Genomic DNA, 26,426 nt, shown 5'->3' with positions numbered 1-26,426 from the left:
ATCCCGAACTCAGCAGTGAAACGATGCATCGCCGATGGTAGTGTGGGGTTTCCCCATGTGAGAGTAGGTCATCGTCAAGATTAAATTCCAGAACCCCTGATTGCTAACGCAGTCAGGGGTTTTGTTTATGTAGAAGTCCATGAATTTCATCGGCACGTTGCTAGCGCAACGCTCCGGTACACAGAATTTCTTGACGACCATAGAGCATTGGAACCACCTGATCCCATCCCGAACTCAGCAGTGAAACGATGCATCGCCGATGGTAGTGTGGGGTTTCCCCATGTGAGAGTAGGTCATCGTCAAGATTGAATTCCGAAACCCCTGTCTGCTAACGCAGACAGGGGTTTTGTCGTTTAGGGGCGCGCGTCTTGATATACCCCCTGATCCCTGGAGCGTACGGCAGACACAAAAAAACCAGCGCCTGATAACAGACGCCGGTTTGGTTTAGGGCTCATGGATCAGAACTGATAGCTCACCGTCGCGCTCACGTTACGTTCTTCCCCCAGATAGCAGAAGTTAAGGCTGGCACAAGACGCCACATAGCTCTCATTGGTCAGGTTGTTAGCATTGAGCCGTACATCAACCCCCTTCAACCCAACCTTCCCCAAGTCATACCCCACCGAGGCATCCAGTAAGGTGTAGGACGGAACCTTCATCGTGTTCTCCGCATCCGCCCAGCTGTAACCCACATATCGCACACCCCCGCCGAGTCTCAACCCGTCCAGGGCACCACTATCAAACTTGTAATCCGCCCACACAGAGGCCATATGCCGAGGTGCTTGTGTCGGTGAGTTGCCTTTGTTTTCAATGAGGTTGCCAGCAGTACTCAAGGTGCTGACCATCGACTTGGAGTACGCGATGTCGGTAAAGGTATAGCTACCCAAGAGCTTGAGGTTATCGGTCAGTTGCATATGCGCTTCCAATTCCAACCCTTGAGAGCGCACAGCCCCCACCGCACGATAGAAGTTCTCCTGCGGTAGTTTGGTCGCCAGGTTTTCCTGATCAATACGAAACCACGAAGCGGTAAACAGGTTGTCGGTGCCTGGCGGCTGATACTTCACTCCCACTTCCCACTGCGTCCCATCAGTAGGGGCTAGAGGGTTGCCAGAGCTGTCTGAATAAGAGTTGGGGTTGAAGGATTCCGAGTAACTGACATAAGGGGCAACGCCGTTATCGAACAGATACAACGCCCCAGTGCGGCCTGTAAGCTTGGTACGTTTGTCGCTGATCTCGGTGCCTACAGGGCGGCTCGCCTCGGCGATTCGATTTTCATCGGACGTCTCTACCCAATCCTGGCGCAACCCCAGGGAAAACCGCCATTTATCCATTTCAATCAGGTCTTGCAGATAAACACCGGTCTGTTCCAATCGCCGTAGATAACTGGTGGGACTGTAGTAACTAATAGCGGAATTACCGTAGACCGGGTTGAACGCATTGATTGGCTGAAGCGATCCACTCGTCCAATCGACAACTGTTTTACGCCGCTGATAATCGGCGCCCATCAACATGGTATGTTTGGTCGCTCCAGTAAAGAATTCAGCCTGCAGCATGTTATCGATGATGAACGCGTGCAGCTTTTCATCACCCCCTGAATAGTACCGATTGAGCTCGTTACTGGTCGGCGTGGTCCAGCCATAGGCATACACCTGATCCAGTCTCACCTTGGAGTCCAGATAGCGGAAGTTTTGCCGCGCGGTGAAGACATCATTGAAGCGATGTTCAAACTGGTAACCAAATGACTGCTGATCTCGCTTGTAACCATCAACCCCCGGCTCACCTTCAAAGAAGTGGTTGGAGATGCGCTGACCATTGCGCTGATGCAATGCGCCATCCGCCGGCATACCGCCATGGTAGCCACCGTCAGGATCATGTTGCAGATAGGCTTGCAGTGTCAGCGACGTGTCATCGGTGAAATCGATGCTGAGAGTCGGTGCCAACGCATAGCGCTTTTCTTTGGCATGGTCGAACTGCGTATCGGACTTATCCGCCAACCCGGTCAGCCGATAAGCAATGCGCTTGTCGTCATCCACAGGCCCGCTGAAGTCAAAACCCATGCCTCGTTGCCCGTTGCTTCCTACTGTCGCCTGTAGCTGATGATAAGGCTCAAACAATGGCTTCTTGCTAGTCAATGCCACCAAGCCGCCAGGCGAACTACGGCCATATAGAACGGAAGATGGACCTTTGAGAATATCCACGCGCTCCAGGAAATACGGATCAACCTGCATCGTGCTGTAGGTACCGCTGTCACCCATGGACTTCAGTCCATCCAGGTAGATGTTATCCACAGAGCCATCATTGAAGCCGCGCATCGCCACATAGTCATAGCGGTGCGTCGCGCCATAGGGGTTGGTCAACACGCCTGGCGTATAGCGCATAGCTTGGGCAACGGTCTGGGAGCCTTGATCATCCATTTGCTCGCGCGTTACCACGGAAACGGTTTGCGAGGTCTCCAGCAAGGCCGTGCTGGTCTTGGTGGCGATCTGGCTGTGCGTCGCGTTGTAGCCTTCCATGCTGCCAAGGGCGTTGCCGAGGGCGAATCCTTTGACATCGGTGGTGGGCAGGGTGAGCGCGCTATTCTCCGGCGGCACATGCAAGACGAAGCTGACGCCATCATCGGAAGTTGCCTGCAGTCCCGAGCCGTTGAGCAGATGACTCAGCCCTTGTTCGACGGAGTATTCACCCTGCAGCCCAGCTGATTGCCGGCCCTGAGTTTGCGCGGGTGTGCTGGAAAGGGTGATCCCGGCCTGCCGCGCAAACTGATTGAGCGCGTCACTCAGCAGTCCGGCAGGGACCTGGTAGCGCTGTGTGACGTGTTCGGCACCGGGTTCTGCAGCCATGACGGTGAGCGGCACCACGCTGATGCCCATCGCGGTCGACAGCAATGCAGCACGTACGGCTTTTCTTAATAGCGGGTAGGAAGAGTGAGAGGGAAAGCACACAGTCATGATCAAGATCCGTAGAGGCCGGTGAAGGCAAAGTGAATGGCTTACTGTCTAAGCCGGACTCACGGAAAAAAGCCGCCAAAAAAACAATCAATCAGGCCGAACGCTCCAGGCTCACCCACCAACGTGTGCGATAACGCACTTGAACAGGCAGCGTTTGCGGCAGGATCGCCAGTAACTTATCGGTATCCTCCAGACGAAAAACGCCCGATAGTCGTAAGTCGGCGATCTCTGTTGAGCAGCCCAGATAGCCGTGCCGATAACGGCCAACTTCCTCAAGGAAGTCAGCGAGGCGCATGCCCCGCGTAACAATCAGCCCATCGGCCCAGGCGCCCACATCCATGTTCATTGGTGGGGCTGGGATGGCTTCGGTCTGACGCACAAGGTAGCTTTCCCCGGCCTGAACTCGGGTCGAGAGCCCATTTGCCTGGTGTGGCGAACGTATGGTCACGTTGCCGCTGACCACACTCAGCCGCGTGCAATCACTGGCCTGGCGTACGGCGAAACGCCCATCGATGCCTTCGAACAAGCCGTGGCGTGTTTCAACCAGCAATGGCACCGACGCAGCCGTGCCGCAATTCACCAGGATTTCCCCGCGCACCAATCTGATCAGCCGCTGCTGCGGGCTGAAGTCCAGGTCTACCGCACTGTCAGTATTGAGTTGCAAGCGAGTGCCATCCGGCAGTTGGATACTGCGGCGTTCGCCGGTGGCCGTCGCGAGGTCGGACGTCCAGCGCTGCCAGCCCGTGATGTCACGGCTCATCCACGCCGCCGAGCCCGCCAGCAACACGCCGGACAACATCTTCATTGCCTGGCGCCTGCCCAACCCTTGCGCGCTGTTTTCCAGCGCCACATGTGCGCCCGGAATCGCCGCGAGCTGGCTGCTCAACTCCTGTTGCAATGCCTGCACCCGCTGCCAAGCCAATTCGTGATCGCGATGGGCTTCACGCCAGTGCTCACACTGTGTGCGCAAGCGCAGATTGGCGCGGTTATTACGCAGGCGCAGCGCCCAACTGATGGCTTGTTTGACCACCTGGGGATCAGGCCCTGGGCGCGTGGCGTTCTCCATCGCCATCACGCCCCATACCGTAGGACATAACAGTGGTAGAGCGCCTCAGCGACGTAGCGCTCGACCGAGCGCAATGACACGCTCATCTGCTGTGCGATTTGCTTGTACGTCAGCCCATCGCACTGTGCCAACAGAAATGCCTTACGCACCTTAGGTTTCAGTCCCTCAAGAAGCCGCGCTATGCCTTCCAACAACTCCAGTACAAGCGCACGGTCCTCGGCGCTCGGGGCCAACGCTTCGGGCAAATGGGCGATGGACTCCAAGTACGCGCGCTCGATCTCTTCCCGGCGCCAGTGATCAATCACCAATCCTCGGGCAATGGTGCGTAAAAATGCCCGAGGTGCCTTGAGTTCAAAGCGTTCGGTTTTTTGCAGTAAGCGCACGAAAGTGTCTTGGGCCAGGTCCGCGGCATCGCAAGCGTTGCCCAGCCGGCTGCGCAGCCATGTGTTCAGCCAATTGTGATGAGTGTGATAAAGCGTCTCTACGACGCGCTCACCCGGGATGTACTCAGTAGATGGCATTCACACAGACCTGGCCAAACGTCACAAATGATAATTACTCGCATTGTTTGGGAGGCAGAAAAATTTTGCAACTCTGATCCTTGTACGACAACCACTGGTCGGTTTCCTACGTAAAACAAGGATGGTTCCTACAAAGCGCTAAGTTTTGCCTCGGCTTGGCCGAAAGCCTGACGAGCCATGCGTGCACCGAAATAGAGCAGCCCAAGAAGCTGCCTATGCCCTTACATGGAATGTTCCACCCGGCACGCAATCCCCCCTTTGGCAAAAAGAAGTCGATGAAATGAATCTAAAGTTCAGTCATAAAATTCTGTTGGCCGCGTCAGGCGTAGTGGTTCTAGCCTTCGCGTTATTCACCCTCTACAACGATTACCTGCAGCGCAGCACTATCAAGCAGAACCTGGAGTCGTCTATTCAACAATCCGGTGAGCTTACCGCCAGCAGTGTCCAGAACTGGCTCAGTGGCCGAATCCTGGTGCTCGAAAGCCTGGCGCAAAACGTCGCTCATCAGGGCAGCGGTGCAGACCTTCCCGGGCTGGTCGATCAACCCGCGTTCACCTCGAACTTCCAATTCACTTATGTGGGTCAGACCAATGGAGTGTTCACCCAACGGCCTGACGCAAAAATGCCTGACGGCTACGACCCCCGCCAACGCCCCTGGTACAAGCAAGCCGTAGCCGCCGATAAACCCATGCTCACTCCGCCTTACATGGCCGCAGTGGGTGGGCAGATCGTGACCATTGCCATGCCGGTGAAAAAGAATGGCGAACTGCTTGGCGTTGTTGGCGGCGACCTGAGCCTGCAAACCTTGGTGAAGATCATCAATTCGGTGGACTTCGGCGGTATCGGCCATGCGTTCCTGGTGAGCAGCGATGGCCAGGTCATCGTCAGTCCTGATCAGGACCAGGTGATGAAAAACCTCAAGGACATCTACCCTGGCATCCCGGTACGTATCGAGAAAGTCAGCCAGGATGTCGTCCTTAATGGCCAGGACCGCATCCTGTCATTCACCCCCATCAACGGCTTGCCTGGTGCTGATTGGTATATCGGTCTGTCAGTTGATAAAGACAAAGCCTACGCACCGCTGGGCAAGTTCCGCACCTCCGCGTTGATTGCCATGCTGATTGCCGTCGTTGCGATCGCCGTGCTCTTGAGTCTGTTGATCCAAGTGCTGCTGCGCCCCCTGACGACCATGGGCGTTGCCATGCAGGATATTGCGCAAGGCGAGGGTGATCTGACTCGCCGTTTGGCCGTCACCAGCAAGGATGAATTTGGCGAAGTGGGCAGTGCCTTCAATCAGTTTGTGGAGCGCATCCACGCCTCGATTTCCGAGGTGTCTTCGGCTACCCGCCAGGTGCACGATTTGTCTCAGCGCGTTATGGCGTCGTCCAACGCCTCGATCATCGGCTCCGACGAGCAAAGTGCGCGCACCAACAGCGTGGCTGCTGCGATCAACGAGCTGGGTGCGGCCACCCAGGAAATCGCGCGTAATGCCGCCGATGCTTCACAGCACGCCAGTGGTGCCAGCGAGCAGGCCGACGATGGGCGCAAAGTGGTTGAGCAAACCATCCTGGCGATGTCGGCGTTGTCACAGAAAATCAGCCTGTCGTGCACGCAGATCGAAACCCTCAACGCCAGCACCGACAACATCGGCCATATCCTGGACGTGATCAAAGGTATATCCCAGCAGACGAACCTGCTGGCACTCAACGCCGCGATCGAAGCAGCACGCGCCGGTGAGGCTGGGCGTGGGTTTGCCGTGGTCGCCGATGAGGTACGCAACTTGGCGCACCGCACGCAGGAATCGGCCGAAGAAATCCACAAGATGATCACCTCATTGCAAGTGGGCTCGCGTGAGGCGGTATCCACCATGAATGCCAGCCAGACCTCCAGCGAAGAAAGCGTGCAGGTTGCCAACCAGGCCGGTGAGCGCCTGGTCAGCGTGACGCAGCGTATCGTCGAGATCGACGGGATGAACCAGTCCGTCGCTGCGGCCACCGAGGAGCAGACAGCGGTGGTGGAAACCCTCAACGTCGATATCAATCAGATCAACCTGCTGAACCAGCAGGGCGTGACCAACCTCAATGAAACGCTGAAGGACTGCGATGCACTGTCGCAGCAGGCCAGTCGTTTGAAGCAACTGGTCGACAGCTTCAAGATCTGAACCGGTAGCAGACGGGCAGAAGCGAATGGATTCGCTTCTGCCATTCAGCCGAGTAACCGGCGCACATTTTCCAGAGCGCTGTAGGCAAAGCCCTGCACAAATGCCTCAAACCCCACCTGCGTCACATCCACTGGCTCGGCAATGATGGTCCAGGTCACTTTGGAACACTCTGTGCCAAGTGCTTCCACGTGCATTGCCGCCCACAACCTGGCTATGCCCAGGGTGTTGTAGATCGTGGTCCAGGTCATATGCATGGTGTGCTCATCCCAGCTATTGAGCTGCTCCACCACGCGATGGCCATCACGGAAATATTTGGTGCGCAAGGCGCCCACGCCGGTGCCGGTCATTTCGGTGTGCGTCATTTGCGGGATGAAGGCATCAAAGCCACTAAACTGCCCCACCAGTTGCCACAGGCACGCGGCAGAGCAGTTGACTGTTACACAGGCGACGATTGGAGCACCGCTGGGGTTGCGAATTAACGTATCGGGTTGCAGCGTTTTCATGAGGTGGTCCTGAGGCGTTTCAAAGAAAGCCGATGGTCTTGAGGTAATCACAGCCTTTGCTTAACAGCGCCAGGTTTTTTTCGGGGTACTGCTCCCCCATCGCACGAACGCCATAGCGTGCGTTGTCATGACGAATCATCGAGGTGTCGCCAATGTCTTCATCCAGCCGGCCGAGGTAAAACCCAAGTACGCCAAACAACGCATTGTCCTGGCTCACCGTTCGCAGCGCCCGCTGCCACTGCGCAACACTTATCCGCTCAAACTTGTGGCCCGCCCGGCTGAACGCGTCCAGGTAATGCTCCCAGCTCAAGGGTTCTGGATTGTGCAGGTTGAATACCCGTCGATCAGCGTGGAACGCGCCGCAATGAAACGCGATAAAGCGCGCCAGGAAATCCACCGGCATCAGATCGAAGTTCACCTCCAGCCGAGACACCAGACCCAATTGCAGTGAGCCCTTGAGCATCAGCATCAAGCGGTTTTTTTGCGGCTGGCACACGCCGTTGTGGCGGTTGAAGCTGATATTGCCGGGGCGATGAATATTCACCCAAGCACCTTGTTCTACCGCCCGCTCCAGCAACCGTTCGGCGACCCATTTGGACAGGTTGTAACCATTCTTGATGTACAGCGGCAACGTGCCTGAGGCGGGGGTTTCGAGGACATTTCCCAGGGCGTCGATGCTGCTTGAAGCCGACAGTGTCGAGATAAAATTGAGCACTTTCTTACGCTGGCTTTCGCACAACTTCAGGCATTCAACGAGCGGGTCGACGTTATCCCTGGCCAGCGATGCGTAGTCCAGCACATGGTTGACCCGCGCTGCGTTGTGTATCAGTACGCCAAAGTTTTCGGCGAGATAGGCATACGCTTCACAGGTCAAACCCAGGCGCGCCAGGCTGATATCGGCGGCGTATACCTGCACCCGGCTCACGTCCAGGTGTTCCAGACGGTATTCGCGCAATGCCTGGGTAAACCGTGACATCGCTGATTGCCCAGGCTCTTCACGCACCAGGCATGCCACCGTTGTTGCACCATTGGCCAGCAGCGCTTCGACAATATGGACACCGACAAAGCTGTTGGCTCCCGTCACGATCACTTTATGCGGATCGCCCGCGCGGTCCTCGGGCAGCGTCTCGATCACCCATGGACGTTGTGCATCCTGCACGGCTTGGCTGGAGGGTGCGCCGCAGGGCTCTCGGTCTTCAATCAGGGTGGCGAGCGTGCGAATGGTCGGCGCTTCAATGAAACGGCTCAAAGCGAAGCTGCGACCAAATTGCTCGCGAACCCGCAGCAACAAGGTCGACAGCAAAATCGAATGGCCACCCAGGTCGAAAAAACTGTCATCAATCGACAGCTCATCAACGGTCAGCCCTAGCAGCTCGCCCCACAGGCTGTTCAATCGCGTTTGAAGCGGTGTTTGTGCGCCGCTGCCAGTCGCCTTCGAATTGGACTGCAACGGCAACGCCAACAATGCTTGCCGGTCGATCTTGCCGTTGCTGGAGTACGGCATGTCTGCCAGTTCGACCCAGTAACCGGGCTGCATATAACCCGGTAAACGCTGCCGTGCATGCTGCTGCAGCGCCGTCAAGGCAGCCCCCGGTTCGGGCCGGGCGACAAAGCTGCGAATCCGACATTCCTGGTCGATCACCACTGCCACCTGGCGGAACAGCCGGCTGTTGCGCAGGCACTGTTCAATTTCCTGGGGTTCGACACGAAAGCCACGGATTTTCACCTGATCATCGCGACGTCCGCCTAGCACGATTCCATCGGCGGTCCATTTCGCCATGTCACCGCTGCGCAAGGCTCGCAAGGTCTCGCCGCCGGGCAGAGTGAGCTCGACGAACGGGCTTTCGCGCTGCGGTGGCGCGTTGATGTACCCCAGACTCACGCCAGGACCGGCGAGGTACATCTCGCCCATCACCTGTTCGTCCACCGGTTGTAGATCCTCATCGAGGATCAGTACCCGGCTGTTGGCAATAGGCTGTCCGAGGTTGCGGTTGCCGTCACCGGGGCGCAACGTCCGATGGGTAATCAGCACCGTGGCCTCCGTGGGCCCGTAGAGGTTGTGAAACCGGCACTGTCCTGCAAGTCGATCGATGACATGGGGTTCGCACACATCGCCACCGGTCAGCAGGTGCGTAAGCCCCAGCGGTTGATCCAGCGGCAAGATACTGAGCAGTGCGGGCGGCACAAACGCATGGGTGACGCGCTGCTGGTGCAGCAGATCCTGCAACTGCCGGGGATCGCGCTGTTGCACTTCGTTCGGGACGATCAGCACGGCACCTGCGAGCAGGGAGGGGAAAATATCGATCAGCGACGAGTCAAAACCCAACGGCGAAAATTGCAGGACGCGGCTCCGCTCATCCAACGCCATACAGGATCGAAACCACGCCGTGAAATGCGCCAAATTGCCCTGGCTGAGCAACACACCTTTAGGCTGACCGGTGGAGCCCGAGGTAAAGAGCGCCATGCACGGCGCGTCAGATGGCGGGCGATGGTGCATCAGACCTTCGGTGATCTCGGTGGCGCGCACGTCCACAGCGCTCACATCCAGGGCAATGAAATGCTCCCGCATTGGGTGCTGGCCAGCGTCCAGCAACACGTGGGCGCCGGCGCTTTCGAGCATGGCCTGATGGCGCTGAGGGGGATGGTCCGACCCTAATGGCAGATACACTGCGCCACAGCCCAGCACCGCGAGGATGCTTGCATACAACTCGATGGATTTTTCCAGGCATACGCCAACCACCGGCGGCGTTTCAGCGGGTCCGAGTAGCGGACGTAAACGCGCCTGAATCGCCAGGGCAAGCCCCCGCAGCTGATCGTAGGTCACCTCGTTGCCGTCGATGTTCAGCGCCGGTCGATCAGCGAAGATCGTTAGGCTCGCCTGCAACCGTTCGATCACAGGTACCTGGGCTTCCCGCATCAATTCGGGGTTCGCCGTGCCGTTGAATCGATGCAGGAACGCAAGCACTTCAAGCTCGCGTAAATCCTTCTCCGGCCAGTCGTTGGCCACCGCGCCTGTCGAGAAAAACCCAGGGTCACGCGCGAAGCCGCTGACGTGCAGCGCCACCCATTCCACCAGCGTATTCGTCACCCGCAGGCGCAGCCGCTGGCCGTTTCCGCTGGTTTCTTCAGCGATATCCAGCACCGCATATAAACGTCGATATGCGTCGTAAGCACGCAGTTGCAGCGCAGGCAGCCCGCAGTTGGATACTGGGCCAACACCCAGGCGCAAGCTTATCCGTGGGGCTTGCTCAGGGTCATTCGTCAGCGGTTGGCTACCGTCGTCAACCCACAGGTCGACGGCCGCTGCGCCACAAGCATGTCCGTACTGCTCCAGCTTCTGCCTGAGGTTGCCTATAGCGTTGCTGCTACCGTTCCATCCAATCGTCAGGCGCCTCATGCGGACCTCCCCGGCATCGGCAAGTAGGCACTCAGTGCCTGTGCCACGCTCGGGGTTTGCAGCAACCCACTGTGTTGCAGAAAGCCCAAGACATTGGCCAGCAACGGATGTTGGTGAGTGATGGGGAATGCCAGCGCCGTCACTTCGTCGCTCAGAGCGCGACGTGAACTTGCACTGAGGTCGAGGTTTTCGATCAGGAGCAAGTCGAAGTTTTTCTGCAAGTCGTTGGTCAGGTAATGCGCAAGGAAGGTCGGCAGTGCTTGAGCGATGTAATCGCGGTCATCCGAGGGCGCGGTTTGCCAGTACAGGCGTACCAGCCGTGTCCAGAATTGCGCGTGACGGCCTTCATCAAACAGGTGGTCGGCCATCAAGCCACGGATGGAGGCCTTGATGCTGTCATCCTTGGAAAATGCCGCCACCTCTTGGGTCACGGTATTTTCGGCGATGGCCACGCCAATCAACTCCATCGCGTCATGCAGGTGCGCGGGCACCTGCGCCTGCGCTGCTGGCAGGGCGTGGCTCAGTTCGATTTGCCCAGGCAGGTCGAGCGGTTGGATACCGGTCAGGGCGATGGTCTGTTGCAGGAAGTCCAGTGCGACTAACGCGTGATAATCCTCGTCCACCACGACAGTCATCGCGTCGTAGCGACAGGCGAGAGGAAAGGGCAGCGAGAAACGATTCTTGGCGATGCTGCGCGCGGTCCTGTCGACGATTTCAGTTTCGAATATCACCACATCGTTAAGAAATTTGTAGAAGCTTTGCGCCAGCACGAAGTCGCGGTACTGCGGGCAGTGCTCCAGGAAGGCCGCGCTGAGCACCAGAGGCTGACGGCATAGCGGGTAGATCAACTTGTCATCGTTTTCCAGTAAGCGGCGAGGGCGTGTACGAATGGTTGCGCGGCGCTCCCAGTCTTCGGCAATGCTCTGGTATTGCGCGATGCTCATGGGCGCACCTCTTGCAGTGCGGCTCGCACCTGGTTCCAGAAGGTGATGCGGCTTTCCACAGCGGCGAGGGCGGTATCGTGAGCCTGAGAAGGGTATGTCGGGTCCTCGCTGACCAGGCGTTCAAGCAACAACTGCGCAGCCGGCGCGTGATCGTCTGTGTCCAATTCGATATGGCGTGCGAGGTAACCGTACAACGTAGGCGCTTGGTGCTGGATAAGCTCATCAGATTGCAGGATCTGCTTGAACATCGCCGGGATGACGTGCTCGCGGCCATGCAAGAATGCCGCGGCGACGCAATGGGTCGGGGCGCTCAATGCAATGTGCAAGGTGGCGCTGACGAAACGGGCCACGCCAGGGGGGGCAGCCACTTCCTGCAAGGCTGCGCTTGCGTCCAGGCCCTGGCGTTGCAGGGTAATGAAGTGGTTGATCGCGCCGGTGTTCGCACCGACTTCGGCCATGGCTTCGAGGTACAACTCGAAGTGGCTGCAATAGCCTTGCCGGGGGTGCTCGTCCGATTCTTCACCCAGCACGATCTCGTTGATCAGCCGTGCGGCGTGCGGGTCAGCGGGGGGGAGCCAGGGAAGCTGCGTGCAGGTCAGGTCCTGTTGCAGGCGTTTGGTGAGTGTCATGAAATCCCAGACAGCAAATACATGGCTTTCCATGAAAAGTTGTAACTTGCTAATAGAGGTTATTTCATTAAATAACGGATGGCCGCATAACTGCAGTTGCTTTTGTTTAAGTAGCGTGTGGTGCATGGTTGATGCCTATAAGTTGTTGCGTCTGCTGTAAATACAGCGATGAGCTTTTGTGATCGGCAAGAAAGATAAGGGGTCGTAAACCCGTCAGAGGGCACAAGGGCGCTCAAGCGTGTGGGTGTGCGATAAAAGAGGTGTCTGGTTTAGTGCGGGAAGATAATAAGCGGGTTAAACAGTTCGGCGAACATATGAATGTATTAGATGTTTTTCTAAATAATATTAAATGTAAGTTGATGACGTCGATTGCGGTGGGAAGTTTCTTAAGTGCGGGACGTTACTACAGTGAGTAGCGCTGCCCCACAGCCTTTTAATCATTCGATTACGTGTTTTTCTTGCCGGCGGCGTCCAGCCCGCTGAGGTACGTCGTGATCACTTCCATCCCCCGCATCAAGTGATTGCGCAGTGTCAGGATGCTTTCCTCGGTTTTCTTTTGTGCCACCAGGTTCAGCAACTCACGGTGGTCTTCCTGGGAGGTCTCGCCCAGCCCCATTGCCTCAAGGTTGAAACGCAGAAAGCGCTCTTCCTCGTTTAGCCCATGCTCCACTAACTTGAGCAGGCGCTGGTTGGGGGCCTTGCCGTAGAGGGCCATGTGGAACAGTCGATTGAGGCGACCAATTTCGGTGTAGTCTTTTTCGCGCTCCAGCGCGTCAATCAGGGCATCCGCCTCGGCAATATCGGCTTCGGTGAGCAAGGGAATCGACAAGCGTAACGCTTCAGACTCCAGCAACATCCGCAGCCCATAAGTCTCTGCCGAATTGTCCTCGATCAACGGTGCAACCACGGCGCCCTTGTGCGTCACCACATGCAAAAGTGACTGCGCCTCCAACTGGCGCAAGGCTTCACGCACCGGCATGCGACTGACCCCAAACAAACTGGCCAGCTCCTGCTGGCGCATGGCTGTACCGCAGGGCAAGCGGCCATCGAGGATGGCGTTGCGCAAGGTTTCTTCAATCACGGAGCGAGCGAGATGGGCGGGAATAGGACCGCTGATCTTGATGCTGTTCAAAGGGCTCGGCTTCTGCGTCACGGTTACGCTATCCTCCTTGTCGGAATGGGGTGGCTAATTGGATCCAATGCACACTAGAGACTGCCCTCATGCTTGTCAAACGGGCACGGTTTCGGCTTGTAAGTGCTTCAACATCGTACTCCCGGCGCCCACATTGCGTGTTTCCTGCGTCTTACATTCCTGTCTATCGATATTCACTATCGGTATTTAAACTGACGTTCTTATATCTATAAAGTTACTCCCCTGTCTGACCGGGAGTGACCTCATGTCCGCCACCTCTACTGTTCCAACAGCGACCCCAACCGCCCAAGCGTTCGAGATTCGCCCACTGCCCGGCAGTGTCGGTGCAGAAATCATCGGCCTGGACCTGTCTCGACCGCTCAACGACGAAGATTTCGCGCGCATCCACGGAGCGCATCTGGACCACCATGTAGTGGTCTTCCGCGATCAACGCATCACCCCTGAACAACAGATTGCCTTCAGCCGCCGCTTCGGTGTGTTGCAGATCCACGTGCTCAAACAGTTCCTGTTGGCCAACCATCCGGAAATCCTGATCGTCTCCAACATCATCGAAAATGGCCAATCCATCGGCCTGGGGGACGCTGGAAAATTCTGGCATTCGGACCTGTCGTATAAAGAGCTGCCGAGTTTGGGTTCGATGCTGCACGCCCAGGAATTACCTTCCGAAGGCGGCGACACCTTGTTCGCCGATATGCACAAGGCCTGGGAGCAACTGCCTGATCACCTGCGCAAAGCCGTTGAGGGCCGCAGCGCAGCGCATTCCTACACCGCGCGTTACAGCGAAACCAAATTCGAAGGCAACTGGCGCCCGACGCTGACGCCCGAACAGTTGGCACAAGTGGCAGAAGTGGTGCATCCCATCGTGCGTACCCACCCGGAAAACGGCCGCAAGGCGCTGTTTGTCAGCGAAGGCTTCACCACCCGCATCGTTGGCTTGCCAGAAGACGAAAGCCGCGACCTGCTGGCCCAGCTCTACGCTCACAGCGTGCTGCCGGAAAACATCTATCGCCACCAGTGGCAGCCCCACGACCTGGTGTTCTGGGACAACCGCTCGCTGATCCACCTGGCCGCCGGTTGCCCAAGCCACCTGCGCCGCAAGCTGTTTCGCACCACCATCCAGGGCGACGCGCCTTTCTGATTCGGAGCATGACCATGTCCAGGAAAATTCCATTCGCACGGCTCGCCGCGACCGTCGGCCTCGGCGTCAGCCTGCTGGCTGGCAGCCTGGTTGCACCCACGGCTGCGCAGGCCGAAGGCGAGATCCGCATTGCCGAGCAGTTCGGCATCGTCTACCTGTTGCTCAACGTGGTGCGCGACCAGAACCTGATCGAAAAATACGGCAAGCAGGAAGGCATCGATATTAAAGTCGACTGGACCCAACTGTCCGGCGGCGCAGCCGTCAACGACGCGTTGCTGTCTGGCTCCATCGATATCGCCGGTGCCGGCACTGGCCCTCTACTGACTATCTGGGACCGCACTCGTGGCAAGCAGAACGTCAAGGCCGTGGCATCCCTGGGCAACTTCCCTTACTACTTGGTGAGCAACAATCCCAAGGTCAAGACCATTGCCGATTTCACCGAAAAAGACCGCATTGCGGTGCCTGCGGTCGGTGTGTCGGTACAGTCGCGCTTCTTGCAATACGCCGCTGCCAAGCAATGGGGCGACAAGGAATTCAATCGCCTCGACAAGTACACCGTCGCCGTCCCGCACCCTGATGCCACCGCTGCACTGATCGCCGGCGGCACCGAACTGACCGGGCACTTCTCCAACCCGCCGTTCCAGGAACAAGCCCTGGCCAACCCCAACGTACACGTGGTGCTGAACACCTATGACCTGTTCGGACCGAACTCGCCGACCGTTCTGTTTGCCACCGAAAAATTCCGCAATGACAACCCGAAAACCTACAAGGCGTTCGTTGAAGCATTGACCGAAGCCGCGCAATTCGCGCAGAACGACAAAGGCGCTGCGGCCGATACCTACATCCGCGTCACCAAGTCCAAGATCGACCGTGCAGAGCTGCTGAAAATCATCGACAACCCGCAGTTTGAATTCACCGTTACCCCGAAAAACACCTACCCGCTGGCGGAATTCCTCTACCGCGTCGGCGCCATCAAGAACAAGCCTGAATCGTGGAAGGACTACTTCTTCCAGGACGCCAAGCCCCTGCAAGGAAGTTGAGATGAACGCGCCCTTGCAAGGCCACGAGGCCAGCAACCTGCACACCACCGCGCCGTTGCTGGCGGTGGATAACGTCAGCCTGGAATACCGCACTCCTGAGCGCGTGGTGCGGGCCACCCACCAGGTCAGTTTCGAGATCGACCCGGCCGACCGCTACGTGCTGCTCGGCCCGTCGGGTTGCGGCAAATCCACGTTGCTCAAGTCCATCGCGGGCTTTATCAAACCCTGCGAAGGCGAGATTCGCCTGTTGGGGCATAAGGTCGAACAACCAGGTCCGGACCGCATCGTGGTGTTCCAGGAGTTCGACCAACTGCCGCCGTGGAAAACCGTCAAGCAGAACGTGATGTTCCCGCTGCTGGCGTCCAAAACGCTCAAGCGCCATGAAGCCGAGGAGCGTGCACTGCACTACCTCGACAAAGTGGGCCTCAGCGCCTTCGCCGATGCTTATCCACATACCCTTTCCGGCGGCATGAAAGCCCGCGTAGCCATCGCCCGTGCGTTGGCCATGCAGCCGAAAATCCTACTGATGGACGAACCCTTCGCCGCCCTCGATGCCCTGACCCGACGCAAGATGCAGGAAGAGTTGCTGCTGTTGTGGGAAGAGGTGCGCTTTACCCTGTTGTTCGTCACCCATTCCATCGAAGAAGCGCTGGTGGTGGGCAATCGCATCCTGTTGCTGTCGCCACATCCGGGACGTGTGCGCGCGGAAATCCACAGCCATCAATACGACCTGCACAGCCTCGGCGGTGTGGAATTCCAGGCGTCGGCACGGCGGATTCATCGTCTGTTATTTGATGAAGCACCCGAGGCCGAACAAGAGTTGGGCTTCGCTGATATCCGCATCGCTTATTGAGGGACAACCCATGCGCCAGGAATACGAAATACAACTCGAACCGCTGCTCAGCGTTCCCGTGGAACGCGAACTCCCCCTGCGCCAGCGCCTCTGGCAACAAGGCTGGCTGCGCAAGGGCCTGATCCTGATTGTGCTCGCAATCCTCTGGGAAGCCGTTGCGCGCTACCAGAACAATGACCTGCTGCTGCCGAGCTTCCTACAGACTTCGCATGCGCTCTATGACGGTCTGCTCAGCGGCGAATTGCTGAGCAAAGTCAGCATCTCGCTGGTGGTGCTGATCAAGGGCTACCTGATCGGCATCGTGCTGGCGTTTGCCCTGACCACCCTGGCCGTGTCGACCCAATTGGGCCGCGATCTGCTTAGCACCCTGACCTCGATGTTCAACCCGTTGCCCGCCATCGCACTGCTGCCGCTGGCATTGTTGTGGTTCGGCCTGGGGCAGAACAGCCTGATCTTTGTGCTGGTGCATTCAGTGCTGTGGGCGCTGGCGCTCAACACCTATTCGGGGTTTCTCGGCGTGTCCGAAACCCTGCGCATGGCGGGTCGCAACTACGGCCTCAAGGGCATGCGTTTCGTGCTGTTCATCTTGATCCCGGCGGCACTGCCATCGATCCTCGCGGGCCTCAAGATTGGCTGGGCGTTCGCCTGGCGCACGCTGATCGCCGCCGAGTTGGTATTCGGTGCAACCAGCGGCAAGGGCGGCCTGGGTTGGTACATCTTCCAGAATCGCAATGAGCTGTACACCGACAAGGTGTTTGCCGGCCTGGCCGTGGTGATCCTGATCGGCCTGTTGGTGGAGAACCTGGTGTTCGACACCTTCGAGCGGCTCACCGTGAAGCGGTGGGGGATGCAGCGCTGATCCCATAAGCCTGTAGGAACCTTCCCTTACAAATAGGAATCGTTGCTCTTTGAATGTGCGTAGTCCGATAATGCCGCCCGCACCTGACGCCACGCTGGCGTCAGCTATGACCGGTAGAAGGATTTACCCCTATGCGTTTTGTTGTATTGGCAGCAGCCATTTTCCTGTCGACCACAGCGTTTGCCGAGTTCGCGCCCGAAGCGGTGTCCATGCCCAAGCCGCGCTACCCCCAAAGCGTTTCCGGCGTTCAAGGGCACGCGCGCATCAGCCTGAAAATCCACAGTGACGGTACGGTCAGCGATGTAAAAGCGCTCTCCGCGACCAAGCCGCAGTTCGGCGAGGCTGCCGTAAAAGCAGTCGAGCAATGGCGTTTCAAACCCTGGACGGTGAGTGCCGATCGGCCAGCGGTTATTGACGCGCATAACGACATGATTTTTTCACCCGTGCCCGAAAACGGTGAACCTGTTCAACTGACATTTACCCAAACCACCTATCAATCCTGCAGCGCGCTAAATGATGAAGTCAGCCAGTTCCGCCGCGACCATCCTACTCGCCCTCTGATTGCCATGAAGAGCTTTGCGATCACCCGTGTGGCGGTGATGTTCTCCGCGTTCAGCGGTAAAAGTGACTACGACGCCGCACTGACCATGGCCGATAAACTCGAAAACGCCCTGCCGGAAATCGTGCGCAAGTGCCAGGCTCGTCCCAAGGCCACTTACGCCGATTACCTGCCGCGTGGCGTACGGCTTTACCTGTAAACCCTGTTAGGATTGCGCCCAGTTCACTCCCCACCGACCACGAGTGCTTGGCATGCAACTACCGGACATGAACCTGCTGGTCGCCCTCGACGCCCTGCTCGACGAGGGTAGCGTGGTAGGCGCCGCGCGCCGCATGAACCTCAGTCCCGCCGCCATGAGCCGCACCCTCACGCGCATTCGCGAGGCGGTGGGCGATCCGATCCTGGTGCGCGCTGGTCGTGGCCTGGTGCCGACGCCCAAGGCACTGCAGTTGCAAGCCCAGGTGCGCAGCGTGGTGGAGCAGGCGGCGCTGGTGTTTCGTTCGGCGGATGAAGTGGACCTGAGCACGCTGCGTCGGCGCTTCAGCGTGCGCGCCAATGACTTTTTTATCGGCGTGTATGGCGGTCGTCTGTTCGACACCATGGAGCGCATGGCCCCGCTGTGCGAGCTGTGCTTCGTGCCCGAAGGCGACACCGACGACGAGGCGTTGCGTGAAGGCCGGCTAGACCTGCGGGTGAGCAACACCATGCCCATCAGCCCCGAAGTGAAGGTGCAGAACCTGTTCTCCACCACCTTTGTTGGCCTGGCGCGGGAAGACCATCCGTTGTTCGATGAAGAAATCACCGCTGCGCGTTTCGCCAGCTATTCCCACATCAGCATCTCGCGGCGCGGCATCGCGCGCGGGCCCATCGACACGGCATTGAATGCCCAGGGCCTGGAGCGCCGCGTGGCGATGATCGCCCCGGGTTTCCATGGCGCGATGTTTATGTTGCCCGACTCCGACCTGATCCTGCCGGTGCCCAAGGAAGCGCTGCTCAGCGCCAATCGCCTGAAGCTGCCGTTGCGCGCATTTGCCCTGCCGATCTCGCTGCCGACGCTGGTATTGGCCCAGTCCTGGCACCCGCGTTTCGACAAAGACCCCGCGCACAAATGGCTGCGCGAGACCATGCGCGAAAGCTGCCACGCGACCTGGCTGGAAGCGCAGCCGACCTAAAGTGAACTCGGTTCAAAGTGTGGGAGCGGGCTTGCTCGCGAAAGCAGTGTGTCATCTTGAATATTTTTCAATGATCCACCGCATTCGCGAGCAAGCCCGCTTCCACAGGGATCTATTTTGGGTTCGAGGGTTGCGTCTGGTGCACTTATATCCTGCCGACATGTAACTTTTTGTCATGTGTGTGCCTGATTAAACTGCTCGGGTATTGATCATTCCGAGTTGCCTGTTCATGACTTCCCTCGCTGCTCCCACCCTGGCGGCCGCAGCCAAACCCACTGCAATGAGCCCGCCGGTATTCGGCCCGCGCATCATCATCGGCCTGGTCGGCGTGTTGCTCGCGGTGCTGGTATCCGGTCTCAACGAGATGGTCACCAAGGTCGCGCTCGCCGATATTCGCGGTGCGTTGTACATCGGCTTCGACGAAGGTACCTGGTTGGTCGCTGCCTATACCGCCACCTCCGTCGCCGCCATGGCTTTTGCGCCCTGGTGTTCGGTGACGTTTTCCCTGCGCCGTTTCACCCTGTGCGCCATCGGCTTGTTCACCGTACTCGGCATCCTGTGCCCGTTTGCGCCGAACTATGAAAGCCTGCTGGTGCTGCGCACCCTACAAGGCCTGGCCGGCGGTGCATTGCCGCCGATGCTGATGACCGTGGCGCTGCGTTTCCTGCCGGCCAACGTCAAGTTGTATGGCCTGGCCGGCTACGCGCTCACCGCCACGTTCGGGCCCAGCCTCGGTACGCCGCTGGCGGCGTTGTGGACCGAATACGTCGGTTGGCAATGGGCGTTCTGGCAAATCGTCGGGCCGTGCCTGCTGGCGATGGCCGCCGTGGCCTACGGCTTGCCACAAGACCCGCTGCGCCTGGAGCGCTTCAAGCAGTTCAACTGGCGTGGTTTGCTGCTGGGTTTTCCGGCGATCTGCATGCTGGTGATCGGCATTCTGCAAGGCAATCGCCTGGACTGGTTCGAGTCGGGCCTGATCACCTTCCTGCTCTGCGGCGGTACGGTGTTGCTGGTGCTGTTCATGGTGAATGAATGGTCGCACCCGCTGCCATTTTTCAAGTTGCAGATGCTTGGCCTGCGCAACTTGGCGTTTGCCTTGATCGTGCTGGCCGGGGTGCTGATGGTGCTGACCTCGGTGATCATCATTCCGTCGAGTTTCCTCGCCCAGGTCCAGGGTTATCGCCCGCTGCAGACCGCACCCGTGATGCTGTTGATGGCGCTGCCGCAGCTGATCGCACTGCCGTTGGTAGCTGCGTTGTGCAACCTGCGCTGGGTCGATTGCCGTTGGGTGCTCGGGATTGGCCTGGGCATGCTGGTGCTGTGCTGCGTGGGCAGTGCTCACCTGACGTCAGAGTGGATTCGCGATGATTTTTACGGCCTGTACCTGCTGCAAATCTTCGGGCAACCGATGGCGGTGCTACCACTGCTGATGCTCTCCACCGGCAGCATCCAGCCCATGGATGGCCCGTTCGCCTCGGCCTGGTTCAATACCGTTAAAGGTCTGGCTGCCGTGGTCGCCACCGGCGTGCTGGACGCGCTGACCACCCAGCGCCTGCATTTCCACTCGACCATGTTGGTGGACGGTCTGGGCAACTCGCCCCTGGCCGATGGCGACGCACCGGGCCTGGCGCACCGCCTGCACGAACAGGCTGTGGTGCTGACTTCCTCGGATCTCTATTACGTCATGGCCGCCGTCGCGGTGGCGTTGATCCTGCTGATTTTCTGGATGCCCACGCGGATCTTCCCGCCCCGCGCACCGACTTGATTGAAAGGACTGTTCATGAAACGCAAAGATAAAATTGCCGTCTCCGTTATCGCCGTATTTGCCGTTGGCGTGCTGGTGTATCTGGTCGCGCCGGGCGTGCTTGGCAGCAAGCGCCAGACCACCAACGACGCCTTCGTCGCCGCCGACTTCACCCTGGTGGCGCCTCGCGTGGCCGGTTTCATCAAAGACGTGCTGGTGGAAGACAACCAGCGTGTCAAAGCCGGGCAGCTGCTGGCGCTAATCGACGACCGCGATTTTCGCGCCGCCGCCCAGGCTGCCGACGCCGACACCCTCGTCGCTCAGGCCCAACTGAAAAACGCCACCGCTACTTTGGAGCGCCAAAGCTCGGTGATCGCCCAGGCCCAGGCCACCGTTGCGGCAGACCGGGCCGAAGTGGCCTTCGCCGAACACGAATTGAACCGCTACAACCACCTCGCGGGCGTCGGCGCGGGTACCGTGCAGAACGCCCAGCAAGCCAAGACCCGCATCGACCAGGCCACCGCGCGCCTGGCCAATGCCACGGCGGTGCTGGCGGCCGAGCGCAAGCAGGTGGAAATCCTCACGGCCCAGCGCGATGCCGCTGAAGGTGGGCTTAAACGTGCGCAGGCCGCATTGGAATTGGCCAGTTATCAACTGTCCTACACGCGCATCGTCGCGCCGGTGGACGGCATGGTCGGCGAGCGCGCGGTGCGGGTTGGCGCGTACGTGACGCCGGGTAGCAAGATCCTCGCGGTTGTACCGCTGGAGGAGGCGTACGTGGTGGCCAACTTCCAGGAAACCCAACTGTCCCACATGCACGCCGGCCAAGCCGTGCAGGTGCGTGTCGACAGCCTCGACGGCGAGTTGCTCAACGGCCATCTGGAAAGCCTGGCGCCTGCTACCGGCGTGACCTTCGCCTCGGTCAAACCGGACAACGCCACCGGTAACTTCACCAAGGTAGTGCAGCGTATTCCGGTGAAAATTGTGCTTGAGCCGGGCCAGGCGCATACCGAACGCCTGCGGGTCGGTATGTCGGTGGAAGCCAGCGTCGACACCCAGCCAGTCGCGAAACAGCGCGAGGTGGCCCAGCAATGAAACGAGTCGCCTGGCTCACCCTGAGCCTTATCAGCCTGAGCGCCTGCACCGTCGGCCCAGACTTCCAGAAGCCTCAAAGCCCGCCAGTCACCCAATGGAGTGAGCCCCAAGGCCGGCAAGCCGCCAGCCGTGCGGTCAGCGATCCGCTGCAGGAGCGTTGGTGGGACGTGTTCCACGACGAGCAACTGTCGGCCCTCACGCGTCGTGCGCTTACCGACAACCTCGACCTGAAACTGGCCAGCAGCCGCCTCCAGCAAAGCCGCGCTGTGCGCCAGGTGACCACCGCCGAACGCTATCCCAACGTCAGCGCCACGGGTGATTACCAGCGTCAACGCAACAGCGCAAAAGGCTTGAGCGATCCCTCCGGCAACAATGGGCGCTCTGCCTTCAACCAGTGGGACATGGGTTTCTCGGCCTCCTGGGAGCTGGATTTCTGGGGCCGCGTCAAACGCGAGACCGAAGCCGCCGACGCCACCTTGCAAGTCGCCGAAAACGACCGTCGCGCGGTGTTGCTTTCAGTGCTGGCCGAAACCGCCCAGGACTACATCCAGCTGCGCGGCGTGCAAAACACCCGCGCCGTCACCGAGCAAAACCTCGACGTCGCGCGCCACAGCCTCAAGCTCTCGCAACTGCGCCTGGCCGACGGCGTGGCAACGGACCTGGATGTGGCCGAAGCCGCCGCCCAGGTCGCCGCCATCGAAGCGCGCCTGCCAGACTTACAGCAGCGCCAAGACCAGTTGATCAATGCCCTGAGCCTGCTGATGGGCGAGCCGCCGCAAGCCCTGCACGCGCAACTGTCCAAAGACGCCGCAGTACCGCAGACCCAGCGCCAAGTCGCCATTGGTCTGCCATCCGAGTTGGCTGAGCGCCGCCCGGACATTCGCCAGGCCGAAGCCCGTTTGCATGCAGCCACCGCCAGCATCGGCGTGGCCAAGGGCGACTTCTACCCACGCATCACCCTGTCGGGCAGCCTGGGTTCCCAAGCCATGCAACTGTCGGACTTCGGCTCGTGGGGCTCCCGAGCCTTTGCCTTCGGCCCGCAATTCAGCCTGCCGCTGTTCAATGGCGGGCGCTTGCAAGGCATGTTGAACCTGCGCGAAGCCCAGCAACAGGAAGCGGCCTTGGCCTATCAGCAAACCGTGCTGCGTGCCTGGCATGAAATCGACGACCAACTGACCCGCTACAATGCCAGCCAACTGCGCCGCGACAGCCTCGCCGAAGCCGTGCGCCAGAACCAGATCGCCCTGGCGACGGCGCAGCATCAGTACGTCGAAGGCGTGGTGGATTTCGTCAACGTGCTCACCGTGCAAAGTGCGCTATTGGCCACGCAGGAGCAGTGGGTGGAGAGCTCCACAGGTGTTTCGCTGGCCATGGTTGGGCTGTACAAAGCACTGGGTGGGGGTTGGGAATCGGTGTATCCGTTGCAAACTGCGCTTCAACCACCAGAGTGGTATCGACCTGGGATGTGATGCTCAACTCAGATGGCTTGGCCCAAGGGCACCAGCCTGCAAAACACGTTAGGGAAGTGCCTGTCTTTAAAAGGCGAACCTTCCGACATTCCCCATGGATAATCGTGTAGTGAGCGGGGGCACATGGGCGCTAAGGGTTTTGCAGAAAAACCACATACCCCCGAAACCACTCATTCCCCTTCAAATACCCCGGTGCCTCCCACTCCCCGCCCTGGATCAACCCCACCTTGAACGGCAACCCCATCCGGTTCAGGCGCGGCAAATACGCTGCGTAATCCGGGATGCTGTGCCGTCCCTGATAAGTCTGCACCACCACTTCATCTACCACGCCTTTGAGCTGGGCAATGGCCGCGGGGTCGGCGTTGCTGCTCCAGTCCATCAGGCCGGTGATGCTCAGGCGCAGATCAGAAGGCAGGCGTTGGCGCAGGTCGCGCAGGAAGTCGGCGTATTCGTGCAGGTATTGGGTGCGGGCGTCGAAGTCGATCTGGACCCCGACTACCGGGTTACCCGCATCGCGCCAGCGCTGTACTTGGCCAAGCAGCTGGGTGTAGACCGGTTCGGGCCAGTGCAGGGTGTGGGCGCGGTACACCACCCAGACCTCGCCTTTGGTGATGCGTGGCACGCTCATGCCCTGGGCGATCATTTGCACGCCGCGTTGGGGCGCGCGGCGGGTGGAATTGATCTGGCCCTGGAGGATGTACAGCGTCTTGGCCTGCTTGAGTACTGGCTGAGGGGTGACGCCGCTCCACAGCCAGAAGGCGTCATAGTCCCGGGCGTCGACCGCGCCGAAGGCCGGGCTCGCCAGCAACAGCAAGCCAAGCCACAGCGACTTCACCAGTAGTACTGCAGGGATTTGCCCCACTGGGTGTCGGCAAAGCTGCTTTTCAACTGGCGGAACCAGGCCTTGCGCACGGCCGGTGTTACGTCCTGGCCGCCGCAGCTGTTGTAGCCGGCGGGTGCGTAGCAGTTGATGGCGCGGAACAGGGCATACGCCTTTTCGTTTTTCGGCGCCTTGGCGTCGGCGATCACACGCTTGTAGCCTTCGAGTCGCGAGAAGGTTTCACCCTTGAAGTCCGAGGCGGTGCTCCCCAGGCTGCCGGCGGCGCGGGCCTGTTCCAGAGGCATGCCGTCCAGGTTGTTGCGCAGGATGAACTCACCGAGGCAGTTCAGGCCTTGCGGGTTTTTTGCGTCGCCCTGCAAGGTCGCTGCGGTTTGCGCGATGCTTGGACAGGCGTAACCGGACTCGGCTTTGTCACCGTTCCACTGGAACAGCTTCAAGGTCTGGCTGGCGCTGTAGACATAGCCCAGGCTGGTACCGAGCTTGTCCTCTGGGGCTGGTGTCGGCAGTTGCTTGAGGTCGTCGAGGAAGGTGGCGAACTGGCCGCGCAGCAGGTTTTTGTAGAGCAACACGAACTGTGCGGTCTCGCGCTCCAACGGGTCGCTGGCCTGGGCGATCTGCTGGCGCAGCAACTCGGGGCCGGCAACGCTGCGCAGCAGGATGTAGCGAACTTGCTTGGCACTGATCGGCGAGTCGGCCGCGAACACCTTGGCCAACTGGCCGCTGCGTTCGTAGTTCATGGCCAGGGCCAGTTCCAGCTGGTCACGCTGCAATGGCAACTTGGCCAGAGGCAGCAGTTTCAGCCATAGCGCTTGGGCGCCTTGCCAGTCTTTTTTGTCTTCCAGGGCCAGTGCGCGCAGGGTCTGTTGGCTGAAGGCGAAATAGTCCAGGTTCGATGGCACCTCCTGGGGCAAGCGCTTCAGGGCACTGTCCGGCTGGTGCTCAACGTAGAGTGCGTAGGTCGCGAGCAGGTAGTCGTAGAGCGCGGGCTTGTTGGCAAACACCGCTTTTTGTTTGTCGAGGTCTTCGCGACTCAGGGTCGGCGGGGTGTGGGCACGCATCATCATCAGGTCGCTGACCAGTTGCATCATCGGCGTGTTGACGGTGTCGCGGGTGACCATGAGCAGTTTGTTGTCAGCCTCTGTCACCAGCTCATCCACGGTCACATTGCGCTGCGTGTCAGTCGCTTGGGTCAGTTCCCAGGCTAACGCTGCGGCGAGCTTGTTGTTGTCGTCCGCCAGCCAATACACCCGCCGCAACAGGCCGCGTGCGGAAGCGCTATATGCGCCCTGTGGATAAGCCTTTACGTAGGCGTCAAAGCCTTGCTCGGCCTTTGCCAGCGCGGCCTTGTCCACGCGGTCGAGGTGGGGCACCCCGTACTCGTCATACGTATTGGCCTGGGCCTGGTTCAGCGCCGTGCGTGCGGTCATGTACAGCGCGGTTTCTTTCAGCCACGGTGAGCTGGCGCTGGCGAGGGCCATAAAACCAGACTCAGCCTCGGCAAAGCGCCCGCTATAGAAGTCGGCGGCGGCCTGCAGGTAGGTGCGAAATAGCTGGCCGTCGGCGGACTGGATCTGCTGCGGGTCGGCCAACACCGGGCCCTCCCACTCGCAAGTGGCGAGCAGTTGCAGGCGCGCCTTGGCCAGTGAGGTCCGCTCGGCGGCGGGCATGTCGGCTTTGATCACTTGGCTGATAAACGCCGTGGCACTGTCGTCATCGTTACTGCGGCAGCGGCTGCCTTCGCCGTTGAGGAAGGCCGCGCCGGCGGTTTTATATTCTTCACGCTTGAGGCCCAACGGTTCGAGCAACGTGTCGAGTTCGGCGGTGCGTGAATCGTCGGGTTTGGTATCGGGCTCGGCGCTCGCGTCTGTACGAGGTGTCAGGCGATACACCGGAAACGGCACCGGGCCGAAACCCTGGGCCAAGTCATCGTCGTTCAAGGCGTCGGGCGTTAGCGGTTTGGTTTTCTTGTCGGCCAGCAGTAAGCGCAGGTTGACCCGACTGTCATTGCCGGGGCTCAGGAAAGGCAGGTTGCTGCAGGCATCAAGGCTGTCACGCGCGACCCGCCAGTCGGGGTAGCACGAATCGTCGCCGCTGGCCTGGGCTTGGAGAGAGACGCCGGCAAGCAGTGCCAGCGCCAGGGGTGACAGAAAACCGATACGCATGACGAGTCCTTGATCCTGAGTCCTTGAAAGGTGCCAATCATAGCTTGTTCCTACTATTGCTTCGGTAAAGCCCCACACAAATAGAAGATTCATCCGATTCAAGCAGCGAATCCGGGGCTTTTGTCCTAGAGTGGCGGTTATTGATGCATGGGCAATATTTGCCGGCCAAAAGGGC

Annotated in this window: 20 protein-coding genes, 2 rRNA genes and 1 pseudogene; 13 read left to right on the top strand and 10 right to left on the bottom strand. The window is 59.4% G+C overall.

Annotated elements, in window-relative coordinates:
• A 5S ribosomal RNA gene (gene rrf, locus HF257_RS33775) occupies positions 1–80 on the top strand; the annotation flags it as partial.
• Positions 81–189: 109 nt separating this feature from the next.
• A 5S ribosomal RNA gene (gene rrf, locus HF257_RS06670) occupies positions 190–305 on the top strand.
• Positions 306–458: 153 nt separating this feature from the next.
• On the opposite strand, the gene HF257_RS06665 is transcribed toward rrf (HF257_RS06670), so the two are convergent.
• The 3 genes from HF257_RS06665 to HF257_RS06655 all read right to left on the bottom strand — a co-directional run bounded on the left by HF257_RS06665 (position 459) and on the right by HF257_RS06655 (position 4,532).
• Complete coding sequence (locus tag HF257_RS06665) at positions 459–2,945, bottom strand: TonB-dependent siderophore receptor (RefSeq protein ID WP_185704396.1); 2,487 nt, start codon at positions 2,943–2,945, stop codon at positions 459–461.
• 91 nt (positions 2,946–3,036) lie between these two features.
• Positions 3,037–4,011, bottom strand: coding sequence for a FecR domain-containing protein (locus HF257_RS06660; RefSeq protein ID WP_185704398.1), 975 nt, complete (start codon positions 4,009–4,011; stop codon positions 3,037–3,039).
• Between the two features lie 5 nt (positions 4,012–4,016).
• On the bottom strand, positions 4,017–4,532 hold the full coding sequence (locus tag HF257_RS06655) for a sigma-70 family RNA polymerase sigma factor (RefSeq protein WP_185704400.1): 516 nt from the start codon (positions 4,530–4,532) through the stop codon (positions 4,017–4,019).
• Positions 4,533–4,812: 280 nt separating this feature from the next.
• On the opposite strand from HF257_RS06655, the pseudogene HF257_RS33550 reads away from it, so the two are divergent.
• Positions 4,813–5,790 (top strand): annotated as a pseudogene (locus HF257_RS33550) (cache domain-containing protein); the annotation flags it as partial.
• Positions 5,791–5,907: 117 nt separating this feature from the next.
• On the top strand, positions 5,908–6,693 hold the full coding sequence (locus HF257_RS33545; RefSeq protein ID WP_376750151.1) for a methyl-accepting chemotaxis protein: 786 nt from the start codon (positions 5,908–5,910) through the stop codon (positions 6,691–6,693).
• 44 nt (positions 6,694–6,737) lie between these two features.
• On the opposite strand, the gene HF257_RS06645 is transcribed toward HF257_RS33545, so the two are convergent.
• The 5 genes from HF257_RS06645 to HF257_RS06625 form a co-directional block, all read right to left on the bottom strand.
• Positions 6,738–7,196, bottom strand: a complete 459-nt coding sequence (locus HF257_RS06645; RefSeq protein WP_185704404.1) for an SRPBCC family protein — start codon at positions 7,194–7,196, stop codon at positions 6,738–6,740.
• A 19-nt stretch (positions 7,197–7,215) separates the two neighbouring features.
• Positions 7,216–10,593 (bottom strand): amino acid adenylation domain-containing protein, encoded by a 3,378-nt coding sequence (locus tag HF257_RS06640; protein WP_185712072.1) that lies wholly within the window; start codon positions 10,591–10,593, stop codon positions 7,216–7,218.
• Entirely contained in the window at positions 10,590–11,537 is a 948-nt protein-coding gene (locus HF257_RS06635) for a diiron oxygenase (protein ID WP_185704407.1), read from the bottom strand. Before HF257_RS06635 ends, HF257_RS06640 begins: the two co-directional genes overlap by 4 nt.
• Positions 11,534–12,292, bottom strand: coding sequence for a DUF3050 domain-containing protein (locus tag HF257_RS06630; protein WP_185704409.1), 759 nt, complete (start codon positions 12,290–12,292; stop codon positions 11,534–11,536). Before HF257_RS06630 ends, HF257_RS06635 begins: the two co-directional genes overlap by 4 nt.
• Before the next feature lie 319 nt (positions 12,293–12,611).
• The gene (locus tag HF257_RS06625; protein WP_185704411.1) at positions 12,612–13,319 is read right to left on the bottom strand and encodes a GntR family transcriptional regulator; all 708 of its coding nucleotides are present in this window, start codon (positions 13,317–13,319) and stop codon (positions 12,612–12,614) included.
• 244 nt (positions 13,320–13,563) lie between these two features.
• Between HF257_RS06625 and HF257_RS06620 the strand changes: the two genes are divergently transcribed.
• The 9 genes from HF257_RS06620 (at position 13,564) to HF257_RS06580 (ending at position 23,248) form a co-directional block, all read left to right on the top strand.
• Positions 13,564–14,457: a TauD/TfdA dioxygenase family protein gene (locus HF257_RS06620; protein ID WP_185704413.1), complete on the top strand. Its 894-nt coding sequence runs from the start codon at positions 13,564–13,566 to the stop codon at positions 14,455–14,457.
• Positions 14,458–14,471: 14 nt separating this feature from the next.
• On the top strand, positions 14,472–15,497 hold the full coding sequence (locus HF257_RS06615; RefSeq protein WP_185704415.1) for an ABC transporter substrate-binding protein: 1,026 nt from the start codon (positions 14,472–14,474) through the stop codon (positions 15,495–15,497).
• 1 nt (position 15,498) lies between these two features.
• Positions 15,499–16,350: an ABC transporter ATP-binding protein gene (locus HF257_RS06610; protein ID WP_185704417.1), complete on the top strand. Its 852-nt coding sequence runs from the start codon at positions 15,499–15,501 to the stop codon at positions 16,348–16,350.
• A gap of 10 nt (positions 16,351–16,360) precedes the next feature.
• Positions 16,361–17,209, top strand: coding sequence for an ABC transporter permease (locus HF257_RS06605; protein ID WP_135290068.1), 849 nt, complete (start codon positions 16,361–16,363; stop codon positions 17,207–17,209).
• A 131-nt stretch (positions 17,210–17,340) separates the two neighbouring features.
• The gene (locus HF257_RS06600) at positions 17,341–17,967 is read left to right on the top strand and encodes a TonB family protein (protein WP_185704419.1); all 627 of its coding nucleotides are present in this window, start codon (positions 17,341–17,343) and stop codon (positions 17,965–17,967) included.
• A gap of 52 nt (positions 17,968–18,019) precedes the next feature.
• On the top strand, positions 18,020–18,940 hold the full coding sequence (locus tag HF257_RS06595) for a LysR family transcriptional regulator (protein ID WP_185704421.1): 921 nt from the start codon (positions 18,020–18,022) through the stop codon (positions 18,938–18,940).
• Between the two features lie 229 nt (positions 18,941–19,169).
• Positions 19,170–20,705 (top strand): MFS transporter, encoded by a 1,536-nt coding sequence (locus HF257_RS06590; RefSeq protein WP_185704423.1) that lies wholly within the window; start codon positions 19,170–19,172, stop codon positions 20,703–20,705.
• A 15-nt stretch (positions 20,706–20,720) separates the two neighbouring features.
• Positions 20,721–21,779 (top strand): HlyD family secretion protein, encoded by a 1,059-nt coding sequence (locus tag HF257_RS06585; RefSeq protein ID WP_185704425.1) that lies wholly within the window; start codon positions 20,721–20,723, stop codon positions 21,777–21,779.
• Positions 21,776–23,248, top strand: coding sequence for an efflux transporter outer membrane subunit (locus HF257_RS06580; protein WP_185704427.1), 1,473 nt, complete (start codon positions 21,776–21,778; stop codon positions 23,246–23,248). Before HF257_RS06585 ends, HF257_RS06580 begins: the two co-directional genes overlap by 4 nt.
• Before the next feature lie 130 nt (positions 23,249–23,378).
• Here the strand turns inward: HF257_RS06580 and HF257_RS06575 are convergent, their stop codons facing one another.
• Positions 23,379–24,083 carry a DUF3142 domain-containing protein gene (locus HF257_RS06575; RefSeq protein ID WP_185704429.1) on the bottom strand — a complete coding sequence of 235 codons (705 nt, stop codon included), beginning with the start codon at positions 24,081–24,083 and terminating at the stop codon, positions 23,379–23,381.
• The gene (locus HF257_RS06570; protein WP_185704430.1) at positions 24,080–26,251 is read right to left on the bottom strand and encodes an outer membrane assembly lipoprotein YfiO; all 2,172 of its coding nucleotides are present in this window, start codon (positions 26,249–26,251) and stop codon (positions 24,080–24,082) included. The genes HF257_RS06575 and HF257_RS06570 overlap by 4 nt, the downstream gene beginning before the upstream one ends.
• Between the last annotated feature and the right edge of the window lie 175 nt (positions 26,252–26,426).

It is taken from the genome of Pseudomonas cremoris (genome assembly GCF_014230465.1).
Note: the sequence above shows the minus strand (reverse complement) of the source record. Positions and strands in the feature narration are given on the sequence as shown.

Excerpts from the sequence above, each read along its gene's own strand:
- HF257_RS06665 (WP_185704396.1), bottom strand. The coding sequence starts at position 2,945 with ATGACTGTGTGCTTTCCCTCTCACTCTTCCTACCCGCTATTAAGAAAA.
- HF257_RS06660 (WP_185704398.1), bottom strand. The coding sequence starts at position 4,011 with ATGGAGAACGCCACGCGCCCAGGGCCTGATCCCCAGGTGGTCAAACAA.
- HF257_RS06655 (WP_185704400.1), bottom strand. The coding sequence starts at position 4,532 with ATGCCATCTACTGAGTACATCCCGGGTGAGCGCGTCGTAGAGACGCTT.
- HF257_RS33545 (WP_376750151.1), top strand. The coding sequence starts at position 5,908 with ATGGCGTCGTCCAACGCCTCGATCATCGGCTCCGACGAGCAAAGTGCG.
- HF257_RS06645 (WP_185704404.1), bottom strand. The coding sequence starts at position 7,196 with ATGAAAACGCTGCAACCCGATACGTTAATTCGCAACCCCAGCGGTGCT.
- HF257_RS06640 (WP_185712072.1), bottom strand. The coding sequence starts at position 10,593 with ATGAGGCGCCTGACGATTGGATGGAACGGTAGCAGCAACGCTATAGGC.
- HF257_RS06635 (WP_185704407.1), bottom strand. The coding sequence starts at position 11,537 with ATGAGCATCGCGCAATACCAGAGCATTGCCGAAGACTGGGAGCGCCGC.
- HF257_RS06630 (WP_185704409.1), bottom strand. The coding sequence starts at position 12,292 with ATGCACCACACGCTACTTAAACAAAAGCAACTGCAGTTATGCGGCCAT.
- HF257_RS06620 (WP_185704413.1), top strand. The coding sequence starts at position 13,564 with ATGTCCGCCACCTCTACTGTTCCAACAGCGACCCCAACCGCCCAAGCG.
- HF257_RS06615 (WP_185704415.1), top strand. The coding sequence starts at position 14,472 with ATGTCCAGGAAAATTCCATTCGCACGGCTCGCCGCGACCGTCGGCCTC.
- HF257_RS06610 (WP_185704417.1), top strand. The coding sequence starts at position 15,499 with ATGAACGCGCCCTTGCAAGGCCACGAGGCCAGCAACCTGCACACCACC.
- HF257_RS06605 (WP_135290068.1), top strand. The coding sequence starts at position 16,361 with ATGCGCCAGGAATACGAAATACAACTCGAACCGCTGCTCAGCGTTCCC.
- HF257_RS06600 (WP_185704419.1), top strand. The coding sequence starts at position 17,341 with ATGCGTTTTGTTGTATTGGCAGCAGCCATTTTCCTGTCGACCACAGCG.
- HF257_RS06595 (WP_185704421.1), top strand. The coding sequence starts at position 18,020 with ATGCAACTACCGGACATGAACCTGCTGGTCGCCCTCGACGCCCTGCTC.
- HF257_RS06590 (WP_185704423.1), top strand. The coding sequence starts at position 19,170 with ATGACTTCCCTCGCTGCTCCCACCCTGGCGGCCGCAGCCAAACCCACT.
- HF257_RS06585 (WP_185704425.1), top strand. The coding sequence starts at position 20,721 with ATGAAACGCAAAGATAAAATTGCCGTCTCCGTTATCGCCGTATTTGCC.
- HF257_RS06580 (WP_185704427.1), top strand. The coding sequence starts at position 21,776 with ATGAAACGAGTCGCCTGGCTCACCCTGAGCCTTATCAGCCTGAGCGCC.
- HF257_RS06570 (WP_185704430.1), bottom strand. The coding sequence starts at position 26,251 with ATGCGTATCGGTTTTCTGTCACCCCTGGCGCTGGCACTGCTTGCCGGC.